Source organism: Arthrobacter zhaoxinii, from assembly GCF_024385505.1.
Taxonomy (GTDB): domain Bacteria; phylum Actinomycetota; class Actinomycetes; order Actinomycetales; family Micrococcaceae; genus Arthrobacter_B; species Arthrobacter_B zhaoxinii.
Genome location: NZ_JANFLT010000002.1, coordinates 339,617 through 354,564 on the forward strand (window position 1 = coordinate 339,617; position 14,948 = coordinate 354,564).

The 14,948-nt window shown below is 68.4% G+C and carries 17 protein-coding genes and 1 pseudogene; 10 read left to right on the top strand and 8 right to left on the bottom strand.

Translation table 11 applies throughout. From position 1 onward, the window contains the following. Positions 1-101: 101 nt before the first annotated feature. From NNX37_RS05160 to NNX37_RS05190, 7 genes are read left to right on the top strand one after another with little or no spacing between them, the layout of a single operon-like run. A complete protein-coding gene (locus NNX37_RS05160) occupies positions 102-635 on the top strand; it encodes a D-glycero-alpha-D-manno-heptose-1,7-bisphosphate 7-phosphatase (protein ID WP_255791232.1) in 534 nt (177 codons plus the stop codon). Further along, a complete protein-coding gene (locus NNX37_RS05165) occupies positions 632-1,693 on the top strand; it encodes a glycosyltransferase family 9 protein (protein WP_255791233.1) in 1,062 nt (353 codons plus the stop codon). The genes NNX37_RS05160 and NNX37_RS05165 overlap by 4 nt, the downstream gene beginning before the upstream one ends. Beyond that, on the top strand, positions 1,690-2,718 hold the full coding sequence (locus tag NNX37_RS05170; protein WP_255791234.1) for a glycosyltransferase: 1,029 nt from the start codon (positions 1,690-1,692) through the stop codon (positions 2,716-2,718). The genes NNX37_RS05165 and NNX37_RS05170 overlap by 4 nt, the downstream gene beginning before the upstream one ends. Next, the gene (locus NNX37_RS05175) at positions 2,715-3,971 is read left to right on the top strand and encodes a glycosyltransferase (RefSeq protein ID WP_255791235.1); all 1,257 of its coding nucleotides are present in this window, start codon (positions 2,715-2,717) and stop codon (positions 3,969-3,971) included. The genes NNX37_RS05170 and NNX37_RS05175 overlap by 4 nt, the downstream gene beginning before the upstream one ends. Further along, positions 3,968-4,615: a D-sedoheptulose-7-phosphate isomerase gene (locus NNX37_RS05180; protein ID WP_255791236.1), complete on the top strand. Its 648-nt coding sequence runs from the start codon at positions 3,968-3,970 to the stop codon at positions 4,613-4,615. Before NNX37_RS05175 ends, NNX37_RS05180 begins: the two co-directional genes overlap by 4 nt. Next, positions 4,612-5,976 (top strand): PfkB family carbohydrate kinase, encoded by a 1,365-nt coding sequence (locus NNX37_RS05185; protein ID WP_255791237.1) that lies wholly within the window; start codon positions 4,612-4,614, stop codon positions 5,974-5,976. Before NNX37_RS05180 ends, NNX37_RS05185 begins: the two co-directional genes overlap by 4 nt. A gap of 39 nt (positions 5,977-6,015) precedes the next feature. Then, positions 6,016-6,789, top strand: a complete 774-nt coding sequence (locus NNX37_RS05190) for an SDR family oxidoreductase (protein ID WP_255791238.1) — start codon at positions 6,016-6,018, stop codon at positions 6,787-6,789. Between the two features lie 9 nt (positions 6,790-6,798). Here NNX37_RS05190 and NNX37_RS16615 read toward each other — a convergent pair. Beyond that, positions 6,799-6,909 (bottom strand): annotated as a pseudogene (locus NNX37_RS16615) (GNAT family N-acetyltransferase); the annotation flags it as partial. A 202-nt stretch (positions 6,910-7,111) separates the two neighbouring features. On the opposite strand from NNX37_RS16615, the gene NNX37_RS05195 reads away from it, so the two are divergent. Continuing rightward, entirely contained in the window at positions 7,112-7,624 is a 513-nt protein-coding gene (locus NNX37_RS05195) for an adenylyl-sulfate kinase (protein ID WP_255791239.1), read from the top strand. 40 nt (positions 7,625-7,664) lie between these two features. On the opposite strand, the gene NNX37_RS05200 is transcribed toward NNX37_RS05195, so the two are convergent. The 5 genes from NNX37_RS05200 to gap all read right to left on the bottom strand — a co-directional run bounded on the left by NNX37_RS05200 (position 7,665) and on the right by gap (position 11,314). Beyond that, positions 7,665-7,952, bottom strand: coding sequence for a helix-turn-helix domain-containing protein (locus NNX37_RS05200; RefSeq protein ID WP_255791240.1), 288 nt, complete (start codon positions 7,950-7,952; stop codon positions 7,665-7,667). After that, positions 7,952-8,443, bottom strand: coding sequence for a DUF2975 domain-containing protein (locus tag NNX37_RS05205; RefSeq protein ID WP_255791241.1), 492 nt, complete (start codon positions 8,441-8,443; stop codon positions 7,952-7,954). Before NNX37_RS05205 ends, NNX37_RS05200 begins: the two co-directional genes overlap by 1 nt. An 88-nt stretch (positions 8,444-8,531) precedes the next feature. Further along, positions 8,532-9,590: a CU044_5270 family protein gene (locus NNX37_RS05210; RefSeq protein ID WP_255791242.1), complete on the bottom strand. Its 1,059-nt coding sequence runs from the start codon at positions 9,588-9,590 to the stop codon at positions 8,532-8,534. Beyond that, positions 9,556-10,152, bottom strand: a complete 597-nt coding sequence (locus tag NNX37_RS05215) for an RNA polymerase sigma factor (RefSeq protein ID WP_255791243.1) — start codon at positions 10,150-10,152, stop codon at positions 9,556-9,558. The genes NNX37_RS05210 and NNX37_RS05215 overlap by 35 nt, the downstream gene beginning before the upstream one ends. Positions 10,153-10,306: 154 nt before the next feature. Beyond that, on the bottom strand, positions 10,307-11,314 hold the full coding sequence (gene gap / locus NNX37_RS05220) for a type I glyceraldehyde-3-phosphate dehydrogenase (RefSeq protein ID WP_255791244.1): 1,008 nt from the start codon (positions 11,312-11,314) through the stop codon (positions 10,307-10,309). A 98-nt stretch (positions 11,315-11,412) separates the two neighbouring features. On the opposite strand from gap, the gene NNX37_RS05225 reads away from it, so the two are divergent. Beyond that, complete coding sequence (locus NNX37_RS05225) at positions 11,413-12,618, top strand: ROK family protein (RefSeq protein ID WP_255791246.1); 1,206 nt, start codon at positions 11,413-11,415, stop codon at positions 12,616-12,618. A gap of 49 nt (positions 12,619-12,667) precedes the next feature. Here the strand turns inward: NNX37_RS05225 and NNX37_RS05230 are convergent, their stop codons facing one another. Then, on the bottom strand, positions 12,668-13,168 hold the full coding sequence (locus NNX37_RS05230; protein WP_255791247.1) for a hypothetical protein: 501 nt from the start codon (positions 13,166-13,168) through the stop codon (positions 12,668-12,670). A 202-nt stretch (positions 13,169-13,370) separates the two neighbouring features. Further along, entirely contained in the window at positions 13,371-13,829 is a 459-nt protein-coding gene (locus tag NNX37_RS05235; protein WP_255791248.1) for a MarR family winged helix-turn-helix transcriptional regulator, read from the bottom strand. A gap of 174 nt (positions 13,830-14,003) precedes the next feature. Here NNX37_RS05235 and NNX37_RS05240 point away from each other — a divergent pair, with 174 nt between their 5' ends. Beyond that, positions 14,004-14,948, top strand: coding sequence for an SDR family NAD(P)-dependent oxidoreductase (locus tag NNX37_RS05240; RefSeq protein WP_255791249.1), 945 nt, complete (start codon positions 14,004-14,006; stop codon positions 14,946-14,948).

Sequence of the window (14,948 nt, forward strand, 5' to 3'; positions counted from 1 at the left end):
GAACCCAGCGCCTTGGGATACGCGTGGGGCGGCAGTGAGGGCTGTCCAGGAAGTGACCGGCGGGATGTTTAGCTTTCCTTCCGGCGGGGAACAGATGCGGTATGGAGTTCTTCCGGCCGCCGCCGCGTGCCGTCCTGTTTGACCGGGACGGAACGCTGATAGTCGACGTCCCCTACAACGCGGACCCGGCACGGGTGCGGCCGATGCCCGGCGCTGCCGGGGTGCTGGCAGGGCTCCGCCGCCGGGGCGTACCCGTAGGGGTGGTCACCAACCAGTCCGGCATCGGCAGCGGGAGGCTGTCCGCCGAGGACGTGGCGGCAGTCAACGCCGCCGTAGAAGACCTGCTGGGGCCGTTCGACGTCTGGGAAATCTGCCCGCATGTTCCCGGCTACGGCTGCATTTGCCGCAAGCCGATGCCCGGCCTGGTGCTGCGGGCCAGCCGCCGCCTGGGGCTCGACCCCGTGGAAGTAGCCGTCATCGGCGACATTGGTTCCGACGTTAGAGCCGCAGCTGCCGCGGGGTCACGCGGCGTATTGGTGCCCACCGCCGCTACCCTCCCCGCTGAGACCGCCGCGGCCCGGCTCGTGGCCCGCGATCTGGCCGAGGCCGTGGACCTGCTGTGGGGGAACGGATGAGCCGCCGGGTACTGATCGCCCGGCTCGACGGCGCCGGCGACGTTCTGCTCGCGGGCCCCGCCGTCCGGGCAGTCGCCGCCGCCCCGGGAGTGGAGGCGGTTTTGCTGTGCGGTCCGCAGGGCGCGGCCGCCGGCCGGCTGCTGCCCGGCGTCGCGCAGGTATTGGAATGGCCCTGCCCTTGGATCCTGAACCCCGCCCCGGAACCCACCCCCGACCTGATGCAGGCACTGCTGCAGCTGGTCCGCTCCGCCCGGACCGAGGAAGCAGTAATCCTCACGTCCTTCCACCAGTCGCCGCTGCCGCTGGCGCTGCTGCTCCGGGACGCGGGGATCCGCACCATCACCGCGGCATCCACGGATTACGCCGGCACGTTGCTGACCACCCGGCTCAAGCCCGGGGAGGACTTCCCCGAAGACCAGCCCGAGGCCGAACGTGCACTGCGGATCGCGGCTGCCGCGGGTTTTGCGCTTCCGGCCGGCGACGACGGCCGGCTGCGGCTGGGTCCGCTGCCCGATGTCTCCCCTCTGGTGGGCACCGGCCCCTACATCGTGGTGCATCCGGGCGCCGCCGTGCCGGCACGGGCCTGGCCGGCACTGCACCATGCGGCCGCCGTCGAACTGCTCACCGCCGCCGGCTTCCGCGTGGTGGTCACCGGCGGGCCGGGCGAGAAGGAACTAACCGCGACGGTGGCGGCAGTCGCCGGCCTGGACCTGGGCGGACGCACCGACCTGGCCGCCCTGGCGGCCGTCCTTGCCGGAGCCGATGCGGTGGTGGTCGGAAACACCGGACCGGCCCATCTCGCCGCCGCCGCGGGCACCCCCGTGGTCAGTCTCTTTGCGCCCGTGGTCCCCGCCATCCGCTGGGCGCCCTATCGGGTGCCGCTGGAGCTGCTGGGCGAGCAGCACGCCGCCTGCAGCGGAACCCGGGCCCGGACCTGTCCCGTGTCCGGGCATCCCTGCCTGTCCGGGGTCTCTCCGGAACAGGTGGTGGAAGCAGTGCAGCGCCTGGTCAACGGCGTCCCGTCCCTGCAGACGCACCGCGAAATGAGGCACCGATGAAGATCCTGCTGTGGCACGTGCACGGCGGCTGGATGGAGGCCTTCGTCCGCGGCGGGCACGAGTATCTGCTGCCGGCCACCCCCGCCCGGGACGGCTGGGGGCTGGGGCGCGGCGGCCGGCCCTGGCCCGGGTCCGCCGTCGAACTGGCGCCGGACGAGCTGCGCGGACAGCAGATCGACGTGGTGGTGCTGCAGCGCGTCGAGGAAATCGAGGCCTGCACCCGTCTGCTCGGCCGCCGGCCGGGCCGTGACGTTCCGGCGGTGTTCCTGGAACACAACACGCCGCGCGGCAGAGTGCCCGAGACCCGGCATCCCCTGGCCGGCCAGACGGAAATCCCGATTGTGCACGTGACACAGTTCAACAGCCTGTTCTGGGACAACGGGGAGGCACCGGTCCGGGTGATCGAACACGGCATTCCCGATCCCGGCTATCTCTACACCGGGGACCGTCCGCATCTGGGCGTCGTGGTGAACGAACCGGTGCGCCGCGGCCGGGTGGCAGGAACCGATCTGCTGCCGGTCTTCGCCCGGACCGCTCCGCTGGAGGTCTTCGGCCTCGGCACCGAACGGCTGCCCGCGCTGCTCGGGCCGGACCGGCTGCTGATCCGCGGCGACCTCCCGGTTGCCCGGCTGCACCGGGAGCTGGCCGGCTGCCGGGCCTACCTGCACCCGATGAGGTGGACTTCGCTGGGCCTGTCCCTGCTCGAAGCCATGCACCTGGGCCTGCCGGTGCTCGCCCTTGCCACCACCGAAGCCGTCCGGGCTGTTCCGCCGGGGGCGGGAACGGTCAGCAACGATCCCGACGAGCTCCGCCGGGCCGCGCAGCTGTTCCTGGCGGATCCGGAACAGGCCCGCGCCTGCGGCCGGACGGCCCGCCGGGCGGCACTGGCCCGCTACGGTCTGCACCGGTTCCTGTCCGACTGGGACGGACTCTTCGCGGACCTGCTGACGGGAACGGCTTCCACCGCGCCGCCGCGTGCCGCGGCTGGACCCATGCCGGCATCAACAGGAGGGGGACAACAGTGAAAATCTCGATGGTGTCCGAACATGCAAGTCCGCTGGCCGCCCTCGGCGGGGTGGATGCCGGCGGCCAGAACGTGCACGTGGCGGCGCTCTCCGTGGCACTGGCAGCCCGCGGCCACACCGTGCAGGTGTACACCCGGCGGGATGATCCCGGACTCCCGGACCGGGTCCAGGTCCAGGACGGCCTGGAGGTGGTGCATGTAACGGCCGGCCCTGCGCTGCCGCTGCCCAAGGACGACCTGCTGCCCTACATGGGGCAGCTGGCCGGCGGGGTCCTCGCCGACTGGGGCGCCGAACCGCCCGACGTCGTGCATTCACACTTCTGGATGTCCGGCCTCGCGGCGCTGGAGGCAGCCGGCAAGGTACCGGAGGGCGGCGTGCCGGTGGTCCACACCTTTCATGCCCTGGGCACGGTGAAGAAACGGCATCAGGGCAGCGACGACACGTCCCCGCCGGAGCGGTCCTGGCTGGAGCCCTCCGTAGGGCGGCGGGCGGACCGGGTCCTGGCCACGTGCTCGGACGAAGTCTTTGAACTCAAGGCCATCGGGGTCCCCGGCAACCGGATCTCCATCGCCCCCTGCGGCGTGGACGTTTCCCTCTTTGCGCCCGGGGGACCGGCGGAGCCGCGCGGAAGGCGGCACCGGATAGCCGCCGTCGGGCGCCTGGTGCCGCGCAAGGGCGTGGACCTGGCCATCCGTGCGCTGGCGGTGCTGCGGGACGAGGGCCTGGCGGACGTGGAACTGCTGATTGTCGGCGGCTCGAGTGACAGCGCTGGACTGGAATCGGACCCGGAGGCCCGCCGGCTGCTGGCCCTCGCCCGGTCCCTGGGCGTGGCGGACCGGGTGCTGCTCCGGGGACAGGTCCCCCGCGAACAAATGCCCGCGGTGCTGCGCAGCGCCGACGCCGTGGTGTGCGCCCCCTGGTACGAACCCTTCGGCATCGTCCCGCTGGAGGCCATGGCGTGCGCCGTGCCGGTGGTGGCGTCCGCCGTCGGCGGGCTGATCGACACCGTAGTCCACGGCAAGACCGGGCTGCATGTGCCGCCCCGGGATCCAGCGGCCCTGGCCGCGGCGCTCTCGGAATTACTGCAGAATCCCCGCTACGCGCGGCGGCTCGGTGCGGCGGGGCGGCAGCGCGCCTCCGCCCGCTACTCCTGGGACCGGGTAGCGCTGGACACGGAGAAGGCCTATCAGCTGGCCCTGGGGGCCACCGCACGGCCGGCCCGGCTGCAGCCGCTGGGAGGGAAGGCACTGTGAGCATCGAATCATCGGTCACCGCCGCCCCGGTCCTACCCGGTGCGGGACCTGCGGCACCGGAACAGGCAGTGCTGGACCATCTGGCCAACGCGCAGCCCGCCCTGATGTCCGTCCAGCGGCAGGCCCGGCACCTGACCGACTGGGGGGTGGAGCTGGCAGGCCGCCTGCTGGCCGGGCACCGGCTCCTGACGGCAGGAAACGGCGGATCCGCCGCCGAAGCCCAGCACCTGAGCGCGGAACTGGTGGGACGGTTCGACGGCGAGCGCCGCCCGTTTTCCGCCATCGCCCTGCACGCGGAAACCTCCGCCGTGACGGCCATCGCCAACGATTACGGCTTCGAGCAGCTTTTCGCCCGGCAGGTGCAGGGCCACGGCAGGCCCGGCGACGTCCTGATCCTGTTCTCCACCAGCGGCGCCAGCCCCAACCTGCTGGCCGCGGTGCAGGCCGCGCACGCTGCCGGTCTGCGCACCTGGGCCCTTACCGGTCCCGCACCGAATCCGCTCACGGCCGCCTGCGAGGACTTCATCGCCATCGACGCGCCGGCGGCGAACGCGCAGGAGGCCCATCTGGTTGCCCTCCACGCGCTCTGCCGGTCCTTTGACGCCGAAATCGAACGGCGTGCCAGCACAGGAGGAACATCGTGAAAACGATCGTAGTGGTGGGCGACGTCCTCCTCGACACGGACATTTCCGGTACCGCCCAGCGGCTCTCCCCCGACGCGCCCGTCCCCGTCGTGGAGGTGGACGACGTCGGCCGGCGGGCCGGCGGGGCGGGGCTGGTGGCGCGGATGCTGGAACGGGACGGCTGGCAGGTCCATCTGGTGACGGTACTGTCCGACGACGACGCCTCCGGACTGCTGCGGTCCGCGCTGGCCGGCATCCCGCTGACCTGCGGCCCGTCGGACGCGCCCACCCCGGTCAAGACCCGGATCCGGGCCGGCACCCACGCCGTCGTCCGCTTCGACTCCGGCTGCTCCCCCGCCCCGGTCCCCGCGGTCACCGCACAGATGTTGTCCGTCGTGGCGGCAGCCGACGCGGTGGTGGTGGCCGACTACGGCCGAGGGCTCGCCGCCAATCCCGCCCTGCGGGACCTGCTGGAGATCCTGGCCCAGCGCATCCCCGTGGTCTGGGACCCGCATCCGGCCGGGGCCGAGCCGGTACCCGGCGTCGCGGCCGTCACACCAAACCTGGCCGAAGCCCTGCAGACCGCCGGGCAGGTACCGGGCGGCGTTCCGGCGGCATTACGCGCAGCCGAACAGCTGCTGACCCGCTGGCAGAGCCGATCGGTGGTCATCACCATGGGAGCACAGGGGGCGCTGGCCCTCCCCGCGGCGGGCCTGGCGCAGGTCCTTCCCGCCCCGAAGATTTCCGTGGACGATCCGTGCGGTGCCGGGGACCGGTTTGCCGCTTCACTTACTGCCCGCCTGCTCGACGGCGCCGGGCTGGAGGCCGCCGCCGAAGACGCCGTGACCGCCGCGGCCGCCTTCCTGGCCGCCGGTGGTGTGGCCGGCCTCGACGCAGGGGAATTTCTGCGGCTGCCGGGCCCCGAAACGCCGGACGCCATGGCGACGGCGGCGCGGATCCGGGAACGCGGCGGAACCGTGGTGGCCACCGGCGGCTGCTTCGACCTGCTGCATGCCGGCCATGCCCGGACCCTGCTGGCAGCCCGCGGTCTGGGCGACTGTTTGATTGTCTGCCTGAACTCCGATGATTCCGTCCGGCGGCTCAAAGGCGAGCAGCGCCCGATCATCGGCGTCGGGGACCGGGCGGAACTGCTGCAGGCCCTGGAATGCGTGGACGGTGTGCTGGTCTTCGAGGAGAACACCCCTGCGGCGGTGCTGGAGCGCCTGCGGCCGGACATCTGGGTCAAGGGCGGGGACTACCGCGAAGACCAGCTCCCGGAGGCCGCGCTGATCCGTTCCTGGGGCGGGGAGACCGTCACCGTCCCGTTCCATCCGGCGCGGTCCACCACCGCCCTGGCCTCCGCACTGGCAAAGGTCGGCTAGGCGAACTGACTCAGACCCGATCTACCGAAAGGAAATCCCATGAGCTTGAACCCTGTGACCCCCCTACCTGCGACCGTCCCCGACCCAACCCCGGACCCCGCCCTTCGGGGGCCCCGCCTGCAGACCGCCTTCCGCGGCCGCGTCCTGGTGACCGGCGGTGGATCCGGGCTTGGCGCCGCCGTCACAGCTGCCGTCACCGCCGCCGGGGGCAGCGTGGTGGTGCTGGACCGCGATGTCAGCTCGGTTACCGAAGCCAAGGCCCTGCAGGTTGACGTCGCGGACCGCGCCTCGGTGGAAGTAGCGGTCCGCGAAGCGGCGTTGATGCTCGGCGGGCTGGATGCCGTGGTCACCGCCGCGGGAATTGACCGGTGCGGGCGGCTGGAGGACGTGGCGGCCGCCGAATGGGAGAAAGTGATCAGCGTGAACCTGCTCGGCACGGTATCCGTAATCCGGGCGGCGCTGCCGTACCTGACTGTTTCCCACGGCCGGGTGGTCACGGTGGCGTCCTCGCTGGGCATCAAGGCGGTGGCCGATGCGACGGCGTACTGCGCCTCCAAGTTCGGGGTGATCGGGTTCAGCCGGGCACTGGCGGCCGAGACCCGCGGACAGGTGGGCGTGACCACCATGATTCCGGCCGGCATGAAGACCCGGTTCTTCGACGACCGCACGGAGCAGTACCGCCCGCAGGACGACTCGCGGTTGAACGATCCGGAGAACGTGGCCGCGGCGATCCTCTTTGTGCTGGGGCAGCCGCAGGGCAGCGAAGTGCGCGAAATGGTCATCTGCCATGAGGAGGAGGAATCCTGGCCGTGACCGGGGATTGCTTACGACAGGCGCAACAGCATGGTGTCCGAACCCTTGTGCCTGTCCGACGACGGCCCTCATCAGTGCGGTGCCGGCACCGCTGCCGCGGTGCCCGGGCAGGACTCCCATGGTCAGCTCGGGGATCGCATCCGACACGAAGCCGCAGCCGGGATCGGCTTCGCTCAGCACGCGCGCAGGTACATGGGACCCGGCCCTAATCGCTGTTAGCCAATACCCTGCCTCGAAACAGCGGCGGTGGTCCTTTCGTCACCGGTTCCCCTTCCCTATGATCACTGCAGACTGCATTTTCTTCCTAGGTCCCGGGGGCTGCGTGACGACCGTAGATCAGGCCGTATTTATTGGCGGCCGTGCCGGGGTGGGCAAGACCAGCGTCGCCATGGCCCTGCATTCCCTGCTGGCCGGGCGCGGGGTCCGCCACTGTGTCATTGAGGGAGACAACCTGGACCTGGCGTACCCGGAACCGTGGGAACACGGGCTGGCGGCACGGAACCTGCAGGCTATGTGGGCTAACTACCGGGAGCTGGGCTATGACCGGCTGATCTATACCAACACCGTAAGCGTCCTGGAAATGGATTCCCTGGCGGCGGCCATGGGCACCAACCCGGTGGTCCGCGGCATCCTGCTCACGGCCACGGATCGATCCGCGTTGGAGCGGCTCTCGCTGCGGGAACGCGGAGCGGAACTGGAGCGGCACGCCGCCCGGAGCAACGCCATGGCAAAAATCCTCGCGGACCAGGCGCCGACGAATGTCCTGGCGGTGGACACCGACACCAAGGGCATCGAGCAGGTTGCCGGAGAAATACTGCTCCATTTGGGCTGGTGAGCCTGCACGCGCTCCGAGGAAGCGGATCCGGCGGTGACCGCTACTCCCGGGCGCGGGTATCCGCCGCGGCGGAGTTTCGGGCACCGTTGCCGGTTCCGTCCGGTGCGCCGTCGTCGTCCATGTCCCCCGGCTCCCACCGGAGCAGGTCCCCGGGCTGGCAGTCAAGTGCCTCGCAGAGGGCGGCGAGGGTGGTGAAGCGGACCGCTTTGGCGCGCCCGTTTTTCAGCACGGCCAGGTTCGCGGGGGTAATGCCGATCAGTTCGGCCAGCGTTCCCACGGGCATTTTCCGCCGGGCGAGCATCACGTCGATATCCACGATGATCGGCATCAGATAACACCGCCCAGTTCGGTGCGGAGCCGGGCGGCTTCGGCGGCCGTTGCGACAGCAGAGGCCAGCAGGGCCCGCATCACCAGCATCAACAGGGCACCCGCAGCGACTGTTATGCCCGCTCCCCCGATCAGCAGGACAATGCCCGGCGCCGCTTCCTCGCCGGGAGCCAGCACGGCTCCCAGGGCGAACAGCAGCAGGGCTGCGGCCGTGATGGCACCAATGATGACATCCACGTAGCGGAAGGCGGCGGAGGAAAAGACAGTCCCCCGCCGCACCATGGTCAGCAGCCGCCAGACACAGACCAGACAGATCTGGAACGCCAGAATGCCCAGCACCACGATGAGGAGCACCGGCACCCGGACCGCTTCGGCACCGGCCTCGGCCAGGTCGATACCGAACAGCGGCACCATCACGGCCTGGACAAACAGGCTGCCGAGGAGCACCAGGGCCAGGACTATTCGCAGCACCAGAATCATTGCTTTTCCCATGAGGCTCTCCCTGCGGAAGCACTGCATCTATTGACGGACAATCAATACTTATCGATTATCGAGAGATTCTGCAAGAGTGTCGCCGAGTCTACGGCGCCGAATCCACCACGGACGTGGTGATGGCAGTCCATGCCGTCACGGTGCCGGCCGGGACGCCTAAGTAGTCCTTGAGCTGCACCATTCGCTCGCCGATGACCTGACCGGTTTCCGGATCAATGATAATTTCCATCCTGGCCCGGTAATCAGTGGTCTTCATTCCCAGGGAGACTCCCCTCCGCCCGTCCAACGCGGCTTCGCTGTCCACCACGGTTACCCCCGGGATCAATGCAATGGCTTGGTAGAGCGCAGCACGCAGGTCCGCCGGAACAATGACGCCCGCCCGGACGATACCTTGGACAGCCATGAAGGCATTGGCATCCGTGTTCCATCCTTGACCCTCTGTTTTTTCATAGATCATCTTCAACAATTCATCCGGGTCGCGGGGGGCACTTTCGATGAATTCATTGAGCGGCATTTGTCCTAGGACCTCCCATGCGAAGCCCTCCCATTGGCCGCCGGGTGCACGCAGGACCTCGCTTTCGTCCATCTGTATTCCGTCTGCCTGCAGGTCTGCCTTCATCCTTTCGGACGCCTCCCGGGACCCTTCGCCGAAGAATTGCACCGGCACGCTGGGCTCCAGGGACCAGACCCACTCCGCCGTCCGGTCCGCAGGCACATACATCTGTGTATCGATACTGGATAGCCAACGGGGAGTAGTGTCTCCGAGCTGCCCTGACGCGAACGTCATAGCGACACCGGTGGTGTCGACCAACAGGTACTGCCCCGGCTCCAGCACCGGGTCGGAGGTGGCAATGGTCGATGCCGCTGCGTCGTTGAGGACATCGGCTGCCTCCGCCGTCACCCCCGGGCGTTCGCCCGAACCCATGACATCTACCACCACCAGCGTCGCGACGAGTGCCACAGCCGCGGCGGAAGCAAACAGAGTGCGGCGCCAGGGCCGCACGGGATGCAGCACCGGTGCCGGGGTTTGATGTGCGGATTCATCCGCCGCCCTTTGCATCAGCTTCTCCCGCCCGGCGGCCAGGACGGCCGGGGGTACGGTTCCGGTGGTGTTACGCGTTGCGCGGAGCAGGTGCAGTTCGTCCATGATCACTGTCCATTTCGTCGAAAAGGGCGAAGCCGAGGTCGGCCCGGAGCTTGCGCCGGGCGCGGTTGATGCGGGAACGGACGGTGCCGATAGGCACGCCGGTGGCGGTGGCGATTCCGTCGTAGGTCAGGTCCGCCCAGGCGTAGAGCAGTATGGCTTCCCGGTCGATCGGGGCCAGCGCATGCAGTGCAGCCCCAATCCGGGACCGGTCGCCGTCGGCATCGATTTTCGCGTCCACGTCTTCCAGCCCGTCGGCGGCATGTCCGCGGCCGCCGTTCCGGGCCAAGGCCCGCAGCATGCGGGCTTCGGCACGGTGATGCCGACGCAGCAGATTGGTGGCGATGCCGAAGAGCCAAGGCCGCACGGCCTCGGACGGCCCCTCGAAGCCAGCCCTGCGCTCGAAGGCGATCAGGAAGGTTTCCGCCATCACGTCTACGGCGGCAAAGTCGCCGGCACGGCGGGCCGCGTACCGGTAGATGTCCGGCGCATGCCGGTCATAGAGTTCCCCGAATATGGCAGGGCCGCTGTGCGAGAACTCCACAATCTCTTTGTCTGTCTTCACACCTTGTAATGCCCGCTCACCGGCAATGGTTCACGGTTCCCCCGGATTTCTTTTCGACGGCTGCCCCTCTGGACAACATGCACATTAAACGACGACGGCGCCGCCCGGACTCGCAGGGAGTCCGGCGCGGCGCCGTCGGGCGTACTTCTTGAGATTAGAGCTTAGAAGCAACCAGTCCGGTCAGATCGACCAGGCGGTTGGAGTAGCCCCACTCGTTGTCGTACCAGCCGACGATCTTGACCTGGTTGCCCATAACGCGGGTCAGGCCGGAGTCGAAGATGCAGGAGGACGGATCGCCCACGATGTCGGAGGAAACAATCGGATCCTCGGTATACGTGAGGATGCCGGCCCAGCGCGGATCCTGTGCAGCCTTGGCGTAGGCGGCGTTGATCTCTTCGACCGTGGCTTCCTTTTCCAGCGTGACAGTCAGGTCGGTGACCGAGCCGGTGGGAACGGGAACGCGGATGGCGAAGCCGTCCAGTTTGCCCTTCAGTTCCGGCAGGACCAGGCCGATGGCCTTGGCGGCACCGGTGGAGGTCGGAACCATGTTCAGGGCAGCGGCACGGGCACGGCGCAGGTCCTTGTGCGGGCCGTCCTGCAGGTTCTGGTCCGCCGTGTAGGCGTGCACGGTGGTCATGAGGCCCTTTTCGATGCCGAAGGCGTCGTTGAGGACCTTGGCCAGCGGGCCCAGGCAGTTGGTGGTGCAGGAGGCGTTCGAGATGACGTCGTGGTTCTCGGCATCGTAGTCGCCGTCGTTCACGCCCATAACCACGGTGAACGCGTCACCCTTGGCCGGAGCGGAGACCAGGACCTTCTTGGCGCCGGCGGTGATGTGCTTGCGCGCATCGTCGGCGTTGGTGAAGAAGCCGGTGGATTCGATGACGATGTCCACATCGAGCTCGGCCCAGGGCAGGTTGGCCGGATCGCGCTCAGCGAAGACCTTGATGGTGGAACCGCCGACAACCAGGTTGCCCTCTTCGACGGTGACCTTCTCGGCCAGGCGTCCGGCTACCGAATCGTACTTGAGCAGGTGGGCCAGCTGGGCGGGATCGCCGAGGTCGTTGACTGCAACAACCTCAAAGCCTTCACCGTGCTGCAGGGCTGCCCGCAGGTAGTTGCGGCCAATCCGACCAAAACCGTTGATTCCGACGCGTACCGTCATGAGTGCCTCCTTGATGCAAACAAGTAAATTTAGGAACTAAATTTATTCTCTCCTATAATTATGCTGTTATTACCGCCACACGTCAAAAGGCCACTTCCATGGACGCCTCCGCAAACACCCCGCAGCTGCTGCGCCGCACTAACCTGCGCGCCGTGCTGGAGGTGCTCCGTGCCGCCCCGTCCGTCACGGGCACCGACCTGATTAATGCCACCGGCCTGACCCGGGCCACGGTGATTGCGGTCTGTGACGATCTGATTGCCCGCGGCTGGGCCCGCGAAACCGACTCCCCGCGCCTCGACCGGCAGAAAGGCCGGCCCGCCCGCCGGTTCGAGTTCAACGAAAGTGCCGGCTACGTCCTGGGGCTCGACGTCGGCATCGCCACCGTCCGCGTGCTGGCCGCGGACCTGGCGGGCGCCGTCGTCGGCGAATCAGAGGCACGGTTCCCGCGTCACGGCGGGGAACCGGAACAACGACGCCGGGTAGTCACCGAGGCCGTCGACGCCGCACTGGAGAACGCCGGGATTTCCTCGTCGGCTGTGCTGTGCGCCGGGATGGGCATTGCCGCCCAGGTGACCGGGGCGGGTGTTATGGCCCCGGGGCAGGATGTGGCGCCAATGTTTGATCTCGGGTTGAGTTCCACCTTCAGTGAGGCCCGAGGCTGGCCGCTACTGGTGGAAAATGATGCCAAACTGGCAGCCCTGGCCGAACGCTGGCGGGGCGTTGGTGCCGGCGAGGACAATCTGGCGGTGATCCTGGCCGGCGAACGCCTGGGCAGCGGCATCATCGAGTCCGGCCGTCTGCTGCACGGCGCGTCCGGCGGCACCGGGGCGATGGGCGTCCTGGAGCTGGTTGCCGGTGTCGGCAACGAGGACGGCATCGCCAAGCTCGCGCGCCTCTGGGGTAGCGCCGCATTGAAGGAAGGGCACAGCGGCAGGATCCGCGAACTCGTGGGACCGGACACCAACCGCGCCTCGGCACGGCTGGTGTTTGAGGCTGCCGAGGCCGGGGATCCGGTGGCCGAGGAAATCCTGGGCCGGATCGCCCGGCGGATGGCCAGGGTACTGGCCCTTGTGTCCTCGTTCTTTGATCCCCGGCTTATCGTGATCGGCGGTGCGGTAGCGGCGTCGGCCACGGCCCTTCTGCCCGCCATGACGCAGGAACTCGACCGGTATGTGGCGAAGCCGCCCCGCGTTGCCGTCTCGAACCTGGGCACAATGCTCGTGCCCACCGGCGCCGTCCGCCTGGCTCTTGATTATGTGGAGACACACCTCCTGGACCTGGTGCCCGAACCGCGCCGGGAGTAGTGCAAAAAAGGGCCGGGTGCCGCTGCACCCGGCCCTTTGACTGCGGAAACTACGCGGGGGCCGACCCGTCTTCGCTGTCGTTCTCCCGGTCCTCATCCGGTCCGCCGTCGTCGTCGTGCTCACCGTCGTGGTGGCCGTCGTGGTGCCGGCCTTCGCCTTCCTCGGCGTCCTGGTCCTTCTCCTGGGGACCTTGGCCGCCCGGACCCTGCTCCTCGGCGTCCTCCCGGTCGGGACCCGGTCCGTCGCCGTCGCGGTCACGGTCACCGTCGCGGTCACGGTCACGGTCACCGTCACGGACGTCGCCGTCGCCGTCGGCGTCCCGGCTCTCCTCGTCCTGGGTGTCCTGCTCGCCCTGGGTGTCCTCGTCGAACAAATCCCGGCTCTCGTTGTCCCCGGCGTCCTGTTCTTGGGCCGTGGTGCCGGCCTGTTCAAATTCCGTGTTGTCCCCTACTGCGGTACCCGCGAAGAAGCTGGCAACCAGCAGGCCAACCCCGGCGAGGGCGCCGCCGCCCCAGACGATGGCTTTCCGAGCTCCGCTCCCCATAGCCATATTGGTGTTTCACCTCCGAATGAGTGGTTTTCTTGCAGTTCCATCTTCAAACCGGATTCTTTGAAAATACTTGAAAAACGCAGCGGGCAAGCAGAAAGCGCGCAGCCATGGAGGCCGGACGAGCCGCCGAGAGATATATGCCCCCTTGCGTATATGACGCGGATTGCTGCGGCAGGGCGGGCCGGATGAAGCCAGCCTGTGCCTAGAACGCCACCACCTGCAGCAGACGGCGGAGTTCGCGCTGCTCGGCGGCACTGAGCTTCGCCATGGAGATTTCGGTGGCGCCGTCCACCGCCTCCTTGGCCTTGCCATACAGGGCATGTCCGTCCTTGGTGGGCACAATGACCTTCGACCGGCGGTCCCTTGGATCGGTCTGACGCTCGACGGCGCCGCGGTGCTCCAGCTCGTCCACGATGGCCACGATCTGGCTGGGATCCAGCACCAGGAACTGGCTCAGCTCCCGCTGCGTGGGCGCGGTTCCGCCGCAGGCCAGGGACAGCACGGAGTAGTGGCGCACCTTCAGCCCGAAGTCGGCCAGCCGGCGGTTGGCCTCCGCCGATCCGATGGACGCGGCGCGCGCCATCAGGAACACGGGTTCGGCACCGAGATCGGTAGCGGCGAAGCGCGCTGCCTCGGCAACGCCGTCAGGGGAAGTGCTCATGGAGTGTTTGATCCTTCGGCAGGGGCACGGTAGGACCCCATCCTAGAAGACGGATGCAGCTCCTAATAAATGAGGATCATAACTGTTGACAATTTCAACGGTATACCGTGGAATGGTTCCAATGCCTCACGTGGCTGCAGTCATGTGCGGCCGGCCTGAGCAAAGGAGCTTCGAATGACCGCTGAATCCACTGGTGCACTCGCCGGAAAGGTCGCCGTCGTCACCGGCTCCGGCCAGGGCCTCGGGCTGGCCTACGCCTCCGAACTCGCCCGCCGGGGTGCCGCCGTCGTCATCAATGACGTGGTTCAGGAAACAGCGGACCGGGCCGTCGAAATGATTACTTCCGCCGGGGGCAGGGCCGTCGCCGTCGTCGCCCCGGTAGGCACCACTGAAGCCGCCGTAGCCCTGGTCGAGGGTGCCGTGGCCGCCTTCGGACGCCTGGACATTCTGGTCACCAATGCGGGTGTCCTGCGGGACAAGTCGCTGCTGAAGATGACCGATGAGGATTTTGACCTGGTGATCCAGGTGCATCTGCGCGGCACGTTCACCTGCGCCCGCGAGGCCTACCGGTACTTCAAGGAAAACAACGTGGCGGGACGGATCATCACCATCGGCTCCCCCACCGGCCAGTACGGCAATTTCGGCCAGACCAACTATGCCGCCGCCAAGGCCGGCATTGTCGGCATGGTCCGCACCTGGGCGCTGGAAATGCGGAAGGCCGGGGTCACCGCCAATGCCGTCATTCCGGTGGCCGCCACCGCCATGACCGAGACTGTCCCCTACTTCCGCGCCGCCGTCGAGGCGGACCGCCGCGGCGAGCCGATGCCGGACTTCTTCCGCAAGGAGCTGGGGTTCGGCACCTCCGCCGACGTCGCCGGGCTGGTCGCCTATCTGGCCTCCGACGACGCCGCGGGGATCACCGGGCAGGTTATCGGTGCCGGCGGGGACCGGCTGCAGATCTTCTCCCACCCCGTACCCGTAGTCACCGAATACCGCGAGGGCGGCTGGACGTTTGAGGCGCTGCACGAGCAGTTCCCCGCACTCCTGGAGGGCAACCTGCAGCCGGTCGGGGAGAAGATGCCGCCGCTGCCTGAGGAACTCGAACCGCAGGCATCGTAA

Coding starts and splice junctions, on each gene's coding strand:
- NNX37_RS05160 (WP_255791232.1), top strand. CDS start 102: ATGGAGTTCTTCCGGCCGCCGCCGCGTGCCGTCCTGTTTGACCGGGAC.
- NNX37_RS05165 (WP_255791233.1), top strand. CDS start 632: ATGAGCCGCCGGGTACTGATCGCCCGGCTCGACGGCGCCGGCGACGTT.
- NNX37_RS05170 (WP_255791234.1), top strand. CDS start 1,690: ATGAAGATCCTGCTGTGGCACGTGCACGGCGGCTGGATGGAGGCCTTC.
- NNX37_RS05190 (WP_255791238.1), top strand. CDS start 6,016: ATGAGCTTGAACCCTGTGACCCCCCTACCTGCGACCGTCCCCGACCCA.
- NNX37_RS05200 (WP_255791240.1), bottom strand. CDS start 7,952: ATGCCGATCATCGTGGATATCGACGTGATGCTCGCCCGGCGGAAAATG.
- NNX37_RS05205 (WP_255791241.1), bottom strand. CDS start 8,443: ATGGGAAAAGCAATGATTCTGGTGCTGCGAATAGTCCTGGCCCTGGTG.
- NNX37_RS05210 (WP_255791242.1), bottom strand. CDS start 9,590: ATGGACGAACTGCACCTGCTCCGCGCAACGCGTAACACCACCGGAACC.
- gap (WP_255791244.1), bottom strand. CDS start 11,314: ATGACGGTACGCGTCGGAATCAACGGTTTTGGTCGGATTGGCCGCAAC.
- NNX37_RS05225 (WP_255791246.1), top strand. CDS start 11,413: ATGGACGCCTCCGCAAACACCCCGCAGCTGCTGCGCCGCACTAACCTG.
- NNX37_RS05230 (WP_255791247.1), bottom strand. CDS start 13,168: ATGGCTATGGGGAGCGGAGCTCGGAAAGCCATCGTCTGGGGCGGCGGC.
- NNX37_RS05235 (WP_255791248.1), bottom strand. CDS start 13,829: ATGAGCACTTCCCCTGACGGCGTTGCCGAGGCAGCGCGCTTCGCCGCT.
- NNX37_RS05240 (WP_255791249.1), top strand. CDS start 14,004: ATGACCGCTGAATCCACTGGTGCACTCGCCGGAAAGGTCGCCGTCGTC.